The organism is Neobacillus notoginsengisoli, assembly GCF_003515685.1.
GTDB lineage: Bacteria > Bacillota > Bacilli > Bacillales > Cytobacillaceae > Bacillus_D > Bacillus_D notoginsengisoli.
Genome location: NZ_QWEG01000013.1, coordinates 1 through 15,886, shown reverse-complemented (window position 1 = coordinate 15,886; position 15,886 = coordinate 1). Strand labels below are relative to the sequence as shown.

General features: G+C 43.7%; 16 protein-coding genes. 11 read left to right on the top strand and 5 right to left on the bottom strand.

Features of this window, described 5'->3' with window-relative positions:
- Window positions 1–3: 3 nt before the first annotated feature.
- The 3 genes from D1B31_RS18660 to D1B31_RS18650 form a co-directional block, all read right to left on the bottom strand.
- Window positions 4–294 (bottom strand): hypothetical protein, encoded by a 291-nt coding sequence (locus D1B31_RS18660; RefSeq protein ID WP_192894803.1) that lies wholly within the window; start codon window positions 292–294, stop codon window positions 4–6.
- 310 nt (window positions 295–604) lie between these two features.
- Window positions 605–736, bottom strand: a complete 132-nt coding sequence (locus tag D1B31_RS18655) for a 3-methyladenine DNA glycosylase (RefSeq protein ID WP_118923257.1) — start codon at window positions 734–736, stop codon at window positions 605–607.
- A gap of 33 nt (window positions 737–769) precedes the next feature.
- Entirely contained in the window at window positions 770–997 is a 228-nt protein-coding gene (locus D1B31_RS18650) for a hypothetical protein (protein ID WP_118923255.1), read from the bottom strand.
- A 361-nt stretch (window positions 998–1,358) separates the two neighbouring features.
- Here D1B31_RS18650 and D1B31_RS18645 point away from each other — a divergent pair, with 361 nt between their 5' ends.
- The 9 genes from D1B31_RS18645 (at window position 1,359) to D1B31_RS18605 (ending at window position 10,693) form a co-directional block, all read left to right on the top strand.
- A complete protein-coding gene (locus D1B31_RS18645; RefSeq protein WP_118923253.1) occupies window positions 1,359–2,168 on the top strand; it encodes a cyanophycinase in 810 nt (269 codons plus the stop codon).
- Between the two features lie 4 nt (window positions 2,169–2,172).
- On the top strand, window positions 2,173–4,809 hold the full coding sequence (cphA, locus tag D1B31_RS18640; protein WP_118923251.1) for a cyanophycin synthetase: 2,637 nt from the start codon (window positions 2,173–2,175) through the stop codon (window positions 4,807–4,809).
- A gap of 141 nt (window positions 4,810–4,950) precedes the next feature.
- Complete coding sequence (gene ytvI / locus D1B31_RS18635; RefSeq protein ID WP_118923249.1) at window positions 4,951–5,982, top strand: sporulation integral membrane protein YtvI; 1,032 nt, start codon at window positions 4,951–4,953, stop codon at window positions 5,980–5,982.
- Window positions 5,983–6,123: 141 nt separating this feature from the next.
- Entirely contained in the window at window positions 6,124–6,231 is a 108-nt protein-coding gene (locus tag D1B31_RS18630) for a YjcZ family sporulation protein (protein ID WP_118923247.1), read from the top strand.
- An 18-nt stretch (window positions 6,232–6,249) separates the two neighbouring features.
- The gene (locus D1B31_RS18625) at window positions 6,250–6,387 is read left to right on the top strand and encodes a YjcZ family sporulation protein (protein WP_118923245.1); all 138 of its coding nucleotides are present in this window, start codon (window positions 6,250–6,252) and stop codon (window positions 6,385–6,387) included.
- Between the two features lie 365 nt (window positions 6,388–6,752).
- Window positions 6,753–8,039 carry an ABC transporter substrate-binding protein gene (locus D1B31_RS18620; protein WP_118923243.1) on the top strand — a complete coding sequence of 429 codons (1,287 nt, stop codon included), beginning with the start codon at window positions 6,753–6,755 and terminating at the stop codon, window positions 8,037–8,039.
- Between the two features lie 88 nt (window positions 8,040–8,127).
- On the top strand, window positions 8,128–9,135 hold the full coding sequence (locus D1B31_RS18615) for a carbohydrate ABC transporter permease (RefSeq protein ID WP_338036494.1): 1,008 nt from the start codon (window positions 8,128–8,130) through the stop codon (window positions 9,133–9,135).
- Window positions 9,132–10,001, top strand: coding sequence for a carbohydrate ABC transporter permease (locus tag D1B31_RS18610; protein WP_118923241.1), 870 nt, complete (start codon window positions 9,132–9,134; stop codon window positions 9,999–10,001). The genes D1B31_RS18615 and D1B31_RS18610 overlap by 4 nt, the downstream gene beginning before the upstream one ends.
- 107 nt (window positions 10,002–10,108) lie before the next feature.
- The gene (locus D1B31_RS18605; protein ID WP_240035340.1) at window positions 10,109–10,693 is read left to right on the top strand and encodes a cell wall hydrolase; all 585 of its coding nucleotides are present in this window, start codon (window positions 10,109–10,111) and stop codon (window positions 10,691–10,693) included.
- A 65-nt stretch (window positions 10,694–10,758) separates the two neighbouring features.
- Here D1B31_RS18605 and D1B31_RS18600 read toward each other — a convergent pair whose 3' ends face one another.
- Window positions 10,759–12,492 (bottom strand): AAA family ATPase, encoded by a 1,734-nt coding sequence (locus D1B31_RS18600; RefSeq protein WP_240035349.1) that lies wholly within the window; start codon window positions 12,490–12,492, stop codon window positions 10,759–10,761.
- A 407-nt stretch (window positions 12,493–12,899) separates the two neighbouring features.
- Between D1B31_RS18600 and D1B31_RS18595 the strand changes: the two genes are divergently transcribed.
- Together D1B31_RS18595 and D1B31_RS18590 are read left to right on the top strand one after the other, a co-directional pair.
- Complete coding sequence (locus D1B31_RS18595) at window positions 12,900–14,480, top strand: peptide chain release factor 3 (protein ID WP_118923235.1); 1,581 nt, start codon at window positions 12,900–12,902, stop codon at window positions 14,478–14,480.
- 462 nt (window positions 14,481–14,942) lie between these two features.
- Window positions 14,943–15,704: a TerC family protein gene (locus D1B31_RS18590; protein ID WP_118923233.1), complete on the top strand. Its 762-nt coding sequence runs from the start codon at window positions 14,943–14,945 to the stop codon at window positions 15,702–15,704.
- Window positions 15,705–15,804: 100 nt separating this feature from the next.
- Here the strand turns inward: D1B31_RS18590 and D1B31_RS25235 are convergent.
- Window positions 15,805–15,886, bottom strand: an 82-nt coding sequence (locus D1B31_RS25235) for an IS3 family transposase (RefSeq protein WP_142922562.1), incomplete at its 5' end; no start/stop codon positions are given.

Genomic DNA, 15,886 nt, shown 5'->3' with positions numbered 1-15,886 from the left:
AAATTATCGGTGCCCCCCGTAACCGTAAGGGTATCCATGTCCGTGATGGTGGTCGTGATGATATCCGTGATGGTGCCCGTGATGATGATGATGTCCGTATCCATAATGATGTCCATATCCAGGGTAGCCATGGTGCCCCCCATAACCGCCGTATCCTCCAGGGTATCCGCCGTGTCCTCCATATACTCCGTAATCTCCAGGGTATCCGCCGTAACCCCCATATCCCGGATAGCCGCCCATTCCCCCGTGGCCGGCCATTCCTGGCATATGACCATAAAATTGTCTATTTTCCATTCTTTAAGCTCCTCCTCTTATACTTCCATCCACGATAGTTTATGAAATATCTATTTCCTGTGTGAATGAATTTCCCTTCAATGGAATGGGATAGAACGGATAAGCCCTAAAAAGAAAAGGCAAGATAAAGTGAATCTTCCATCAGTGGGCGCCTTTCCCACTGATGGTTAGATGAACTTATCGGACCTTTAGGGGCAGTTGCCTCCGGAGGAGGCTTATTGCCCGTAAAGAGTGGGATAACTTTTGAACCGGAAAGCATGCATAAAAAATACCTGGCATATGCCAGGCAGTCAATCTATATGGGGGTTCGTTATTGATTTTTAGTCTTGCATTCTTCTTGTGGTTTTACAGGGTCGCGTTGCGGCTCGATGTCTTTCCCTGTTAACTTTTTCTTCTCTTGTTCAAGTGAGTCGTTTTTTTCTTTTTCCTTATTTTCTGTCAATTTTATCCCTCCATCTATTTTTGGAAGAGTGAATTAAAATCCGGATTTATATTTTCTATCACTCGAGGAATCATTCTTCGTGTGATGCTCTTTTTTCTCTTCCTTTTGTTCGAGCTTAAGATCTTCCATTGGAATTGGATCGACATTTTGCTCACTCTCAAACTTGTCAAAAAGACTTTCATTTGATGTCGGATATTGTTCTGGATGATCCCTGTTTCCCTGCTGAAGGGAGGGAGCGGTTTTTTTCCCTTTTTTTTGCATTTCATCACCTCTCTTATCCCACTCTTAACGGGCAGTCCTACATCGGGGATTATGAGTTACCGAAGAAGTTAGGAGGGGTTCAACTGCCCGTAAAAGCCGATTGGTCTAACCATCAGGGGAAGAAGGAAGAACTCCCCTGATGGAAGATTCACTGTATTGTATACCCTGACGATTAAATGGATAAAACAAATTGGTCAAAATGAAAATGAGTAGGCTGGCTTTTCTAATGAAAAATTATTTACATGTATTGCTATAATTTCAGGGAAATTTACATATACCTTTTTACGGATGAAGTTTTGTAAATGGCGCTAGCGGGTATATAAAATATTATTATAATTTTGAAAAAACTCCCGGACAGGTGATGATTTTGAAAAACGGCCCTTTGTTAATCATTGGAGGAGCGGAAGAAAAATACCACGGTGTTACAATTCTAAGCAAATTTGTCGAGCTCTCCTCCAAACGGATAGGGAAGGTCGGCATTTTAACGACGGCAACACAAATTCCCGAGCAGGTCGGTAATGAATATAGAGAAGTATTTGAAAAACATGGAGTAAAGGATTCCGTCATCATAGATGTTAATAGCAGAGAGATGTCTGAGGATCCGAGAATTATTGAGACTGTTGATGGACTTTCCGCCCTTTTCATAACCGGGGGAGACCAAAGTAGGCTGACACAGATGATCACTGGAACAAAGCTTCATTCGCTAATTTACAAGCAATGGCAAAATGGACTTGTTCTTGGGGGAACCAGTGCCGGGGCATCGATTATGGGTAAGCATATGATTGTAAACGCCTTGACGAAGGATTCTGATGACATACTTCAGGTTGAAATGGACAACGGATTCGGTTTCATGGAGGACTTGCTGATTGACCAGCATTTTTCACAAAGGTCACGATTTGACCGGCTCCTGGGCGCTATTGCGGGAAATCCAAATTTAATGGGAATTGGTATTGATGAAAATACTGCCATTCTTGTTGAAGGTGATCAATTTGAAGTAATAGGAGAACACCAGGTCCTCATTTTGGATGGAAAAGACAGTGCGTACGTTGAAGTGAAAAAATCAGATAATGGAAGCGAGGAACTGACCTTATCCAACTTTAAGCTTCACACCCTGACACACGGCTATAAATTTGATCTGAAAAATAGAAAGTTAATAGTAAAAGGGGAGTAAAAAGATGAAGATTATCCGGGTACGGTACTTAAAGGGGCCAAATTATTTTAGTTATAAACCAACAATGTGGATTGAACTGGATCTCGAAGAATTGGAATTTAGTCCGTCAAATACACTGTCTGGATTTAACGAAGCATTATTAAAAACACTCCCAAGCCTAAGAAGCCACACCTGCTCCCTTGGGTATGAAGGAGGGTTTGTTGAGAGGCTTGAGGAAGGCACCTGGATGGGGCACATTCTCGAGCATATCGCGATTGACTTGCAGTATCTGGCTGGAATCAAGGTCAAAAGGGGAAAAACGATTACGGGCGGCAAAAAAGGAATTTATTTCGTTACATATGATTACCGTGAGCCTAAATCCGGTTTTTATGCCTTTCAAGCTGCCAAGGAAATTGTCGAGAAAATCTTGGATGGCGCGCCTTATGTTGATTCAAGTACGTACATTCATGAAATTGAAAATCTCTATTTCACGAATAAACTTGGCCCAAGTACTGAGGCAATCTACAACGCTGCTTTTGCAAAGGGGATTCCGGTTGAAAGGGTCGGTACTGACAGCCTTGTCAGAATAGGCACCGGTCGAAGACAAAAGCATGTTCAGGCTACAATCACAAGCCAGACGCCGTATATGGCGGTGGAAAATTCTTGCGATAAGCAGGTGACAAAGTCAATCCTCTCAAGTGTCGGTGTTCCCGTACCTGAAGGTGAAACAGCCTCCTCCTATGAGGAAGTATTTGGTGTTGCTGAGCGAGTCGGTTTTCCTGTCGTCATGAAGCCGCTTAATGGTAACCAGGGCAGAGGCGTTTTTACAAATATAAAAAGCAGGGAAGAATTATTCAGTATTCTCCACTGCATGGAGAACAAGGAAACTGAAATAATCGTTGAAAGATACTATCAAGGCAATGATTACAGGCTGCTCATGGTGGACGGAAAACTAATTGCAGCAAGTATGAGAGTGCCTCCGTTTGTCATTGGAAATGGACACGAATCTATCAGAAAATTGATTGAGGTTGAAAATAAAAATCCGCTCAGAGGAGACGGGCATGAAAAGCCGATGACAAAAATCCCCTTGAATTCAACGATTACATGCCATCTGGAGAAATCGAACTTAACGTTAGAATCGATACCTGAACCAGGCAGTGTCATCCAGGTTGCCGGCAATGCAAACCTTTCTACAGGGGGCCTCGCCATTGATGTAACAGATGAGATCCATCCTACTATCAGGGAAATGGCTTCCCTTGCAGCACAGTCGATTGGATTGGATGTGGCCGGAGTTGATTTGATTTGCCCCGATATATCTGTTCCGCTTGACAGATCCAAGTCAGCGGTCATTGAAGTGAATGCCGCACCTGGAATCAGGATGCACCATTATCCCGCAAAAGGAAAGCCGAGGGATGTTGGCAATGCAATTGTCGATTACTTATTCAAAACAAGGGAAGAGGCAGCGATACCCATTATTGCTATAACCGGAACGAACGGTAAAACGACCACGACAAGAATGATTAAGCATTTTTTAGAAAGGGACGGCTATCATGTTGGTATGACCAATTCCGATGGGGTTTATATTGGCAGCCGTGTTATTGATGAAGGAGATTGCAGCGGCCCGATCAGCGCCCGTAAAATTCTGGCTAATCCAGAAGTGGATGCGGCTGTCCTGGAAACTGCCCGCGGCGGGATTCTACGTGAAGGCCTTGCGTTCAGAGAATGTGATGTTGGCATCGTTACGAATGTCTCCGAGGATCATTTAGGGCTTGATGGCATTGAGGATTTCAAGCAGCTTGTTAAATTAAAAAGGCTCATTCCTGAAGTTGTCAGGCAGGATGGCGTCTGCGTATTGAATGCAGATGATCCGGAGGTTGTCCAAATGGCTGCCCATACGCGGGGAAGGATTGTTTATACGAGCCTTTTCCATACAAACCACCATGTTCAGGGAGCTGTCGAAAGAGGATGGACAGTCTGGTATCTTGATGAAGATAACTGGATTACCTGTATCAAAGAAGGGAAGAAGATGAAATTGCTTCCCGCCAAAGATATTCCCGTTACGATTGAAGGCAAAGCAAGGCACAATATCGCCAACCTGCTTCAGGCGCTGGCTGCCGCCAGCTCTCAAGGCGTCGAGATTGAAGTCCTGAAAGAAAAGGCGTTAACCTTTAAGCCGGATCATGAACAGTCGAGGGGCAGATTTAATACGTTTGAATTGGATGGCAGGTTGATCATCATTGATTATGCCCATAATATTGCCGGGCTGAATGCATTCTTTGATACTGCAAAGCATTTCAGAAAAGGAACAACAACGACAGTCCTCTCTGCACCGGGTGATAGGCAGGACCATGAAATCAGGGAAATGGCAAGAATGGCTGTTAAAAACACCGATGGGCTGGTCATTCGGGAGGATCAGGATCTCCGCGGAAGAGCTCCATATGAAACAGCCAGCATGATGCACGCCGCTGCCCTGAAGGAAATAGGGGGAAGCGGAAAACAGCTATCCATTATTACGGATGAACTGAAAGCTTATTACTATGCATGGAACTGCTCCCATCCTGGAGACTCCCTATTTTTCCTTTATGAGAAATACTCGGTTGTATCTGGATTTTTATCCCAAATAAGCAGCCAGAAAAACATGGGTGCGAAAAAAATTATCTAATAAAATGGGGGTGCCCGGGCGGCATCCCTTTTTATTGGAAGGATGTTTTTTTTCGACAAAAGCTTCGCTTTAGCCGCGGTTAATAGATATAATTGAATAACGAAGCTTACCTTTAGTTAATAGCTACCGGGAGAGAAGATTATGTGGAAAAAGTGGATTATTCTGGCAGTTCTTATTCTGCTCTTTATTTTTTTTATACCTTATAGCTTGCCGCTTCTATTTGCATTGGTTACCGCCATTTTGCTCGAAGGGCTTGTGGGCTATTTGCAGAGGAAATTGAAGTTAAGCAGGGTCAAGTCCGTTATCGCCTCCTTCATTGCTTTTCTGCTTGGTATTGTAGTTCTTGGTTACAACTTGTTCCTGATCCTCTTTCAGCAGGTTATGAACCTGTCAGAAAGAACACCAACCTATGTCAGAGACATTTATTCATCAGGAATCAAGCCGCTAATAAAGCGATGGAAGGATTACACGCAGACGCTTCCGCCCGATGTCATTGCGTCGATTGAGAAGACGCTTGATGAATCTGTTAATTCCCTGGATCGATTCGTACAGGAAATGATCCACGTATTGATAGGTTTTTTAACCTCAATACCCGGATTCTTAATTGAATTCCTTATTTACCTGGTGGCATTATTTTTAATCAGCCTCGAGCTGCCGGAAATAAAAGCCTCAATCAAATCCCATTTGACCGAAGGCACGAAGAGGAAAGTTTCCATTGTCCTAAACCAATTAACGAAAGCCGGCGTCGGATTTATCAAAGCCCAAATTATCCTTAGCCTGATTACATTTTCGCTGGCGTTTATCGGCCTTATGCTATTAAAAGTCAAGTATGCGGGGCTTTTTTCCCTTCTAATCGTGCTGGTCGATATTTTGCCGATTCTCGGAACAGGCTCTTTCCTCGTCCCGTGGGCAGTCATTTCCATCATACAGGGAAAACAGTTTCTTGGGATTGGCCTGATCATCTTATTTCTTGCCATTACGGTCATTCGGCGGATCATCGAGCCAAAGGTTTATGCTACAAGCCTTGGTATTTCTCCGCTTGCATCGCTTGCAAGCCTGTATATTGGGTTTAAACTGATCGGTTTTGTCGGACTGTTTGCCGGGCCGGCTCTGGTCATTTTGCTTGATGCGCTTATTAGAGTGAATGTCATCAAAACCAACTTTAAAATATGATGGTGAAAGAACCCGCAAATGGGTTCTTTTTTTGTTCATGGAATGGTAAGACGCCCATTTATGAAAAATGCTTCTGAGTCTATTGCACATTTTCCTGTTCATGAATAGGATATATGGACTTAACTAAAGGAGGTAATGTGAATGTCTGGTGGAGGATTTGGGTATGGCGGAGGTTTTGCCCTCCTAGTTGTTCTATTCATTCTGTTGGTTATCATCGGGGCTTCCTGGGGATATGGTGGATTTTATTAAATAGGAGGAGGTTCTTATATGTTCGGATACGGCGGTTATGGATATGGCGGCTGTGGATACGGCGGCGGCTTTGGATATGGCGGAGGCTTTGCCCTCATTGTCGTCCTGTTCATTCTCTTGATTATAGTTGGCGCTGCCTGTTTTAGATTCTGTTAACTGGCAGTAAAGGCCGGCCCATTGGGCCGGCCTTTTGCGTGTTCTTCTTTTCACCTGGGCTCACCTTCGTCCAATATGCCCTTTTAATTACGTTCTCCTTAAGAAGCTAATCCCTTTGTTATAGCTTCTCCTAATGAATTTGTCGTAATATCAGATTTTTTCAGGAAAAAGGAAGTTTTGAAGGAGAAAATATGGGTAAAAGGATATAAGGTTTGGAAAATGGCTGTGTTATAGAGTTATGTTGATTTTTAACTTTGTTGATTGAAGCGAAGGGCACTGACGCCCCGCGGAAAGCGTGTGCCCGTAGTGGAAATCAACAACCAAAATTAACAGAGCCTAAAAAATACATAATTCAGGAGGAAAAAATGAGAAAGGGAATTTTGGGGTTATTAAGCTTTCTGTTAGTTTTAGGGGTGCTAGCAGGTTGCAGCGGTGAGAAAAGCAACGCAGATTCAAAAGATGGAAAAGTAGTCATCGATTTTTGGACATTTTGGGGTTCCGAAACACGGAGACCAATTATCGAAAAGATCGTGAAGGACTTTAATGATTCTCAGGACAAAATTGAAGTAAAGCATACATTTCTTCCATGGGGAGATATTTGGACAAAGAACCTTGCTTCTGTCGCAGCCGGGAGCCCAGCCGATGTCATCGTGAATGATATTAACTCGGTCGCACAGCGCGCTGAGAACAATCAAGCCGAAGACCTAAGCAAGTATCTTGATGATTCATTCAAGGAAAATTTTTACCCGCATCTATGGGAAATGGTATTGCATGATAATAAGCCTTATGCTGTTCCGTTTAATACAGATACAAGGCTGTTATTTTATAATAAAGAAGCATTCAAGGAAGCTGGCTTAGACCCTGAAAAGCCGCCTCAAACCTGGGCCGAGCTTGAGGAATATGCCAAAAAGCTGGATGTGAAAAACGGTGATAAATTTGAGCGCTTTGGCTTCTATCCGCTATGGGGAAGTACTGGCGCACCTGCCTGGATGGCTAGCGCCGATGACGGCAAAGGCTTTATCGAAGATGGCGAGCTCTTCATCAATACACCTAAAAAGCTGGATGCGTTGAATTGGCTACTTGATTGGCAAAAACATTATGGCGAAAAAAATGTCCAGGCTTTCAAAGCTGAATTTGGCAGCGAACAAGCCAACCCATTCATTTCTGGTAAAGTCGCCATGTACATTGATGTTGGAACTTTCTACACGCAAATCCGTGATTACGGCAAGGATATGGAGTTCGGCGTTGCAAAAATTCCAGCTTATGATGAAAACAGTAAGCATTGGGCCGATGGTGGAGGCTTCGTGGTCGAGGTGCCTAAAGGCTCTAAACATCCAAAGGAAGCTGTTGAATTCATTAAATACTTGACAGGCAAAGATGCACAGCAATATTGGGGAGAGAAAAACTACGATAATATCGCCAATATTGAAGGAGCTGAGGCAGTAGCCAAGTCTCTTGACGGACAAGCGAAAGAAGTTTATGAATTGACCGTTGAGAATCTAAAGGTAACAAATCTATACCCTGTTCCGCTGGAATATCCTGATTACCAAAACAGGATCAACCCGCATATCGACAAGGTTTTTGCCGGAAAAATGAGCCCTGAAGAGGCGCTGGAAAGAGCGGAGGCAGATGTCAAAAAGCTGAAAAAATAAAATATATATGAATTTTTCCACGAGAGAGAAGGGACGGCTTGGCTGTCCTTCTCTTTTTCAATCGTTCGACAAGAAAGAGGGGGAAAATATGAAGTCGCCACAAACATCACAAGCTGCACTTCCAGAAGACATGGACCTCGTCTCAGGGAGGGAGTCAGGTTTAGCCGCCCCGCGGCAGATGGCGCCTAAACCACGCATGTCAAGAGGAACAAGAGAGAATTTTTGGGGATATATTTTTATTAGCCCTTGGTTAATCGGCTTTATCTGCCTGACGCTCGGGCCGCTTCTGTTTTCATTGGCAGCGAGCTTCACCGATTACAATATTACTTCAAAAATGAATTATATAGGATTCGACAATTTTGTCAGAATGTTTACGATTGATGATTTGTTCTGGACGTCATTATGGAACACGCTTTACTATGTTGTGTTCTCAGTTCCGCTGACAACAGTAGGGGCTATACTGATTGCCGTCCTTCTCAATCAAAGGATTTTCGGCATGAAGGTTTTTAGAACGATTTACTATTTGCCGGCGATTTTGTCAGGGGTGGCTGTGTATTTTTTATGGATGCAGCTTTTAAGCCCATCCACCGGTCTCGTAAACACATTCCTAGGCTGGTTTGGGATAGATGGGCCTGCCTGGCTATTTGATCCGGAATGGACGAAGCCCGCGTTGATTCTAATGAAAATGTGGGGAGTAGGGGGAGGAATGCTACTATATCTGGCCAGCCTTCAGGGGGTTTCGCGTGAAATGTACGAGGCAGCCGATATTGAGGGAGCAACCGGCCTGCAAAAATTCTTTTATATAACGGTTCCGATGATTTCCCCGATTATTTTCTTTGACATTTTGACGAGCACAATTGGCGCTTTCCAAATTTTCCAGGAAGCTTATGTCATGACGGAAAATGGAAGCGGAGCACCTGCAAACTCGTTATTATTCTATAATCTTCACATGTGGAATAATGCCTTTAAGCTATTTGATATGGGCTATGCCTCGGCAATGGCGTGGATCCTGTTCATCATTGTCATGATCCTGACCGCGCTGAACTTGAAGCTAGGAAAGGGATGGGTGCACTATGAGGGGGCAGACAATAAATGAGGACATATACAGAGCCGAAGTTTTACGAAAAAAGAAAATTCAAAGAAAATATTAAATCGTGGATTATCACCCTTCTGCTAGTGGCTGGGAGTGTGGTCATCCTTTCTCCGCTATGGTGGATGATTTCCACCTCCCTGAAAAGCCCTGCGGAAATAGCCCAGTATCCCCCAACCTTTTTTCCAAAGGAAATCAGGTTCGATAATTACCTCAAAGCCTGGCAGACGGCGCCATTCACGAGGTGGGCGCTCAATACAGTGTTCATTGCTGTCATCGGCACGATTGGCAGTGTGATCGTTAACTCTTTAGTTGCATATTCTTTCGCAAAAATTCGCTTTAAAGGACGCAATGCTTTATTTGTTATCGTTCTGTCTACGATGCTGATTCCAGGTTTTGTGACAATGGTGCCACAGTATATCCTGTTTTCCAAACTAGGATGGGTTAATACGTATTTACCGCTCATTGTCCCGGCCTTTTTAGGGAGCGCGTTTTTCATCTTCCTGTTGCGGCAATTCATGATGACGATCCCGAATTCGCTGATTGAGGCTGCTGTTTTGGATGGGGCCAGCCATTTGCAGATTTGGTGGCACATCATGCTTCCGCTGACAAAACCAGCACTCATGGTGGTAGCGATTTTTTCGTTTAATGGAGCATGGAATGACTTGCTTGGACCGCTTCTATATATTAATGATGAACGGCTTTATACTTTGCAAATCGGGCTCCAGACCTTTAAAGGCACCGTACAGACGCAATGGCATTACCTCATGTCAATGTCAGTTACAGTCCTGATACCAGTCGTTTTGATCTTTTTCTTTTTCCAGCGCTACTTCATTGAAGGGTCCAATATTTCATCGGGAACGAAAGGCTAAGAAGGAAGTTTCTTCATCGTTTTCCATGGGAAGTTTTTGGGGGTAGCATAAGCCGGGGTTCAATGTTAGCCTAGTTAAGGAATTGAATTATGAAGGGAGATGGAGGAATGAGAGGACAGAAACCTCTATTCAAACTTATTGTGCCGGCTATGTTGCTCATGCTTGCCTTCCCTTTGTTAAACTTAGGCAAAACAAGTAATCCAATGCCTCCTGAACCAAAAAAAGCAGTGGCTGGAGAAAAAGAAAAACATAGGAAACCGGCAGTGAAACAATCTCCGGCCAAAGTAAAGGCCGAGGCAAATAGATCAGAAAAACAAGCTGAAAATGAGCCCGTATTAACAAAGGCCGATAAAGAATTGCTGGCAAAGCTCGTCCATGCGGAAGCGAAAGGTGAGCCATTTAAAGGGAAAGTGGCAGTTGCCGAAGTTGTGTTGAACAGGGTTGAAAGTGAAGGTTTTCCTGATACAGTAAAAGAAGTCATCTACCAGGAAAATCAATTTCAGCCCGTTGCCAATGGAGAGATTAACAAACCTGCTGACGTGGATGCGAGAGAAGCAGTTGATGAAGCTCTTTCGAATAAGAAAAAGATAACGAATGCCCTGTTCTTTTATAATCCTGAGATTGCTACAGATCAATGGATTCGGACGAGGCCAATTATTAGTAAAATTGGAAACCACGCCTTTACTAGTTAAAACAAGCAACAAATCACCCCCTGTCCAATATGGATAGGGGGTGATTTGTTATTGGGGGCTGTATATTAGGCGTACAGGAATTCTTCTTCTGCTTTGCTTGAGGCGATGATTTCTTCTACTTCCGAGCCTTCCAATGTTTCTTTCTTTAAAAGAGCTTCGACTAGATTTTCATAGGCTTTCCGGTTTGAGCGAATGATCAGTTCGGACTTCTCAAGTCCGTTTTGGAACAACTCCTGCATTTTCGCCTCTTTCTCGGTTTTACCAAATGTTAGTGTAAAGCCATCCTGGAGCATGCCTGTATCGACCATTTGCTCGATGATTTGCTTCGCCTGCTGAACATCACCGCTGACCCCGATGCTGTGCTCGCCAAGATATTGGCGCTCGGCGACTCCACCGGCAAGAATCATCGCAATCCTGTCCATAAGGTCACTTGTTGTTGAAAGATGTAGTTCCTTAGGGATTGGCGCAACATATCCGAGCGCTTCACCGCGGGGAATAATGGTTGCTTTTCGAACGGAGCCTGGTTTTGTAATGGCTGCCACAATGGCGTGTCCCGCTTCATGGATCGCTACCCTGCGCTTTGTATCTTCATCTTGCAGTGCGCGGGATGTGCTGCCGAGAATGGTCCGGTCAAGTGCGTAATCCAAATCCGCTTTTGTAATTTCATCCTGGCCATTCCGGACTGCCCGCCTGCTGGCTGTTTCGAACAACATGCTTAAATCCGCACCTGAAAATCCAGATGTGCTCTCAGCAAGATCGTCTAACGATTCCATGACATCTTTGGCGAGCATTTTGCCTTTTGTATGGATCTCGATAATTTCCCTGCGGCCTTTTGTATCAGGCAGCGGTACTTGGAACGAGAAATCGATCCTGCCTGGGCGAAGGAACGCATCATCGAGCATATCCTTCCGGTTCGTTGCGGCCACAAATAAAATACCGTCATTTGAATGTCCGCCATCTAGCTGCACAAGAAGCTCTGTTAGCGTTTTTTCAGACTCCTCCCCGCCAAGTGCCTTCCTTTTGGCGGCTAGTGCATCTACCTCATCTATAAAAATAACTGCTGGTGTCTGTTTTCTTGCATTTTGAAAAAGGCTTCTTACTCTTGAAGCACCCACACCGACAAACAGTTCATTGAAGGCGGATCCGCTCGTTGAGAAGAACGATGCGCCCAGTTCTTTTGCCATTGCCTGTGCAAGCAGTGTTTTTCCTGTTCCTGGAGGGCCGTATAGCAAAATGCCTTTCGGGGGTTTAATGCCAAGCTTAGATGAACGCTCGGGCTCTTTAAAAATCGATAATGTCTGAAGGATTTCTTCTTTCATTTCTTCTCCAAGACCGCCAACATCCTTTAATGTAATGGAAGGAAGTGGTCTAGCTTTTGAAAGGCTGTTCTTCATTGTATTGGTAACGCCTAGCCCGCTGCCGCCTTTTGATTTTTGGATAGCAAATGCCGCGGCTGCCAATGAAGCGATGACGCCTCCCATAATCCATTTTCCATACTTGCTATTGCTTGTAAATGTATAATCTACATTGTATTTAGAAACTAATTCATCTGCCATCTGGCTGTTAGGAGGCACTTTTGTCACGAATATCCCCTCGCTTGTAGTTAGTGTAAGGCTGCCATTGGAATGTTCTTCAAGACTGACGGTTTTTCCGTTTTCAGCGGCAATCTTCTTTTCCATGGAGGAGAAAGGGATTGCGACCTCTTTTGCCGTTGACTGTACTGCCCAGATAATACCTGCGGCTGCTATAATAACCGCTACGATCAGCGGAATGATTTTATGAATCGCCTTTTTACTCATATCCACTATGCTCATCTCCTTTAATGTCTATCTCCATTATATGAAAATACTTTTTGTTATAAATAGGGAATGAGGATTATGTGGCATGGGAATTGTAGGAAACTTGACGAAACGGGATTGAACAACTAGTGAATTTATAAGACAATTTACCCTTTGCATTGGCAATGAAACTTGTATTTATAGGTCTTTAAGGCTAGTATTTTTGCAAAAAACAAGCAAAGATGAAGAGGAAATTATTTTAAAAAGAATGTCTCATTTAGACACAAAGTTGACAAAAGTATCCCGTTGACAAATAAACTTGCTTCTATAATGCCCTGGAAAGAATTCAGGATTGCAAACTAGCAACTCCCACGATAATATAGAAGTTATGGACAAAACTCTAATTGTCAAAAGTGAGGAACCAAATTATGAGTAATAATTTTAAAAATGATGTCCTGTCTAGAAGGACTTTTGCAATTATTTCCCACCCGGATGCCGGTAAAACGACGATTACCGAAAAGCTTCTTCTTTTTGGTGGTGCCATTCGTGATGCCGGTACAGTAAAAGCAAAGAAGACAGGGAAGTTTGCGACAAGTGACTGGATGGAAATTGAAAAGCAACGTGGAATTTCGGTTACATCAAGTGTCATGCAATTTGATTACAGCGGATTTAGGGTCAACATTCTAGATACGCCTGGCCACCAGGATTTCAGTGAAGATACGTACAGGACATTGATGGCGGTTGACAGTGCCGTCATGGTCGTTGACTCCGCAAAAGGGATTGAGGAGCAAACAATGAAGCTCTTCAAGGTTTGCCGGATGCGCGGTATTCCAATCTTTACATTCATGAATAAGCTTGACCGACAAGGAAAACCGCCGCTTGAGCTTTTGGCTGAGCTAGAAGAGGTACTTGGAATCGAATCGTATCCGATGAACTGGCCAATTGGGATGGGGAAGGAATTCCTCGGAATTTATGACAGGTTTAATAATAGGGTCGAGCAATTTAGGGTAGATGAAGGAAGCAGATATATTCCTTTGAATAAGGATGGTGAAATTGAAGGCGACCATCCTTTAAAGAATACCGGGCTGTATGACCAAACGCTTGATGAAGTATTGTTGTTAAATGAAGCGGGAAATGAGTTTTCTGCCGAACGGGTTGCGGAAGGGAATTTAACGCCTGTTTTCTTCGGTAGTGCTTTGACGAATTTCGGAGTCCAGACTTTCTTGGACGCTTATTTGAAATTCGCTCCGCCTCCAAAGCCACGGAATTCAACCGCAGGTGAAATTGATCCGCTGTCTGAAAATTTCTCTGGATTTGTTTTTAAAATCCAGGCGAATATGAATCCTGCCCATCGTGATCGAATTGCCTTTGTCAGGATATGCTCAGGCAAGTTCGAGCGCGGGATGAACGTCAATGTTCCAAGGATTGGAAAACAGGTTAAGCTTTCGAATTCCACATCATTTATGGCCGAAGAACGCAGCACGGTTGAGGAAGCGGTAAGCGGCGATATCATTGGTTTGTATGATACTGGTACGTACCAAATCGGTGATACAATTACGTCAGGTAAAGACCAATTCCAATTTGAGAAACTGCCTCAATTCACTCCCGAGTTGTTCGTGAAGGTAATGGCGAAGAACGTCATGAAGCAGAAGTCGTTTTATAAAGGGATTGAACAGCTTGTCCAGGAAGGGGCCATCCAGCTTTTCAAAACAGTCAGGATGGAAGAATTCTTACTAGGCGCTGTTGGCCAGCTTCAGTTTGAAGTGTTTGAGCACCGGATGAAAAATGAGTATAATTCTGACGTCATCATGGAAAGAATCGGCTCTAAGGTCACAAGGTGGGTGGAAGGGGATTCGGTTAACGAAAATCTTTCCAACTCGAGAAGCCTTCTTGTAAAGGACCGATATGGAAAATATGCGTTCCTTTTTGAAAATGAATTTGCATTAAGATGGTTTGAGGATAAAAATCCTGATGTAAAACTGTATAATCCTATGGATATGCATGACTAATAATAGGGAAACCGGTGGCTGAGGCTGCCGGTTTTTTTGTTTTTCTACGCGTTTTTTGCGATATCCATGAATTTTTTCAGGATATCAACTAATTTTTTACGATATCCATAAAATTTTTCAACTTATCCATTACTTTTTTCGTTTTATCCAGAACTGTCACCTTTTCGTCACATATTCAGCACCAGTCGAATGTTCGAAAGGGAAAAATTTTAACATGTTAGAACAAGACAAAAGGCCTGTACGTACTATATAATGGAAATAAGTGAATACATCCTTTTCAAAGGGGAGTAGCTGTTAGGGAAACCTAATGCAAAGTCGTCATTTCGCGGGCCATGTCCGCCGGCTTTGTTGGCAATCTATTGTCTAGCAAGACCTTTGCCTTCAGGCAGGGGTCTTTTTTGATTCCTTTTCATTGACCCTGTCTGATTGAAGAAGGAAATCCAAAAAACAGGAGGAGTTTGGATGGACGCTTCAATGGTATTGGAATATGGCTGGGTATTGCTTGTCCTAGTTGGGCTTGAGGGGATTTTAGCAGCTGACAATGCGGTCGTCCTTGCGGTAATGGTAAAGAATCTCCCTGAGAAGGAGCAAAAAAAAGCATTGTTCTATGGTTTGGCAGGCGCTTTTGTTTTTCGGTTCAGCGCATTATTCATGATTTCTTTTCTTTCAGGAGTCTGGGAAATCCAGGCTGCAGGGGCGCTTTATTTGCTGTACATCTCAACTAAGCATCTACATCAGCACCACCCAGGCAAAAAAACGTTAACGAGAGCCAAAAGTGGCAGGACTTCGTTTTGGATGACCGTTTTTAAAATTGAACTTGCTGATTTGGCATTCGCTGTCGATTCGATGCTGGCCGCTGTCGCGCTGGCGATCACAATTACCCCCGCCGGCTGGTTTAATATCGGCGGCCTTGATGGCGGGCAATTCATCGTTATGTTCTTGGGCGGTATAATCGGTATCATTATGATGCGCTTTGCAGCGACATGGTTTATTAAGTTGTTAAAACAGAGGCCGAGCCTCGAAACCGCTGCTTTTCTAATTGTTGGATGGGTCGGGATCAAGCTGGCTGTATTCACTTTGGCCCACCCCGAAGTTGCAATAATTGCCAAGAGTTTCCCCCATTCAATGGCTTGGAAATTTATTTTCTGGAGTGTGTTGATCGCTCTGGCGGGGGGTGGGTTCTTATTTCCAAAAAAAGCCATCCACGCTCATCCCCGCCCATAGCCAATACGATAAACAGTCCTAATAGAAGAAAAAGGAAGGCCTTTAAACCACAGTTTGAACTGCCCCCTGTCAAGTAGACAGTGGAAATAATAAAAACAAGCTAAGCGGCTTTAGTCCTGTATTCCATGGGGCTAAGGCCGTTTAATCGTTTTTGGTATCGATTATGATTATAAAAGTGTATG

Coding starts and splice junctions, on each gene's coding strand:
- D1B31_RS18610 (WP_118923241.1), top strand. CDS start 9,132: ATGAGGACATATACAGAGCCGAAGTTTTACGAAAAAAGAAAATTCAAA.
- D1B31_RS18645 (WP_118923253.1), top strand. CDS start 1,359: ATGATTTTGAAAAACGGCCCTTTGTTAATCATTGGAGGAGCGGAAGAA.
- D1B31_RS18605 (WP_240035340.1), top strand. CDS start 10,109: ATGAGAGGACAGAAACCTCTATTCAAACTTATTGTGCCGGCTATGTTG.
- D1B31_RS18615 (WP_338036494.1), top strand. CDS start 8,128: ATGAAGTCGCCACAAACATCACAAGCTGCACTTCCAGAAGACATGGAC.
- D1B31_RS18595 (WP_118923235.1), top strand. CDS start 12,900: ATGAGTAATAATTTTAAAAATGATGTCCTGTCTAGAAGGACTTTTGCA.
- D1B31_RS18650 (WP_118923255.1), bottom strand. CDS start 997: ATGCAAAAAAAAGGGAAAAAAACCGCTCCCTCCCTTCAGCAGGGAAAC.
- D1B31_RS18630 (WP_118923247.1), top strand. CDS start 6,124: ATGTCTGGTGGAGGATTTGGGTATGGCGGAGGTTTTGCCCTCCTAGTT.
- D1B31_RS18620 (WP_118923243.1), top strand. CDS start 6,753: ATGAGAAAGGGAATTTTGGGGTTATTAAGCTTTCTGTTAGTTTTAGGG.
- D1B31_RS18660 (WP_192894803.1), bottom strand. CDS start 294: ATGGAAAATAGACAATTTTATGGTCATATGCCAGGAATGGCCGGCCAC.
- D1B31_RS18600 (WP_240035349.1), bottom strand. CDS start 12,492: ATGAGTAAAAAGGCGATTCATAAAATCATTCCGCTGATCGTAGCGGTT.
- cphA (WP_118923251.1), top strand. CDS start 2,173: ATGAAGATTATCCGGGTACGGTACTTAAAGGGGCCAAATTATTTTAGT.
- D1B31_RS18590 (WP_118923233.1), top strand. CDS start 14,943: ATGGACGCTTCAATGGTATTGGAATATGGCTGGGTATTGCTTGTCCTA.
- ytvI (WP_118923249.1), top strand. CDS start 4,951: ATGTGGAAAAAGTGGATTATTCTGGCAGTTCTTATTCTGCTCTTTATT.
- D1B31_RS18625 (WP_118923245.1), top strand. CDS start 6,250: ATGTTCGGATACGGCGGTTATGGATATGGCGGCTGTGGATACGGCGGC.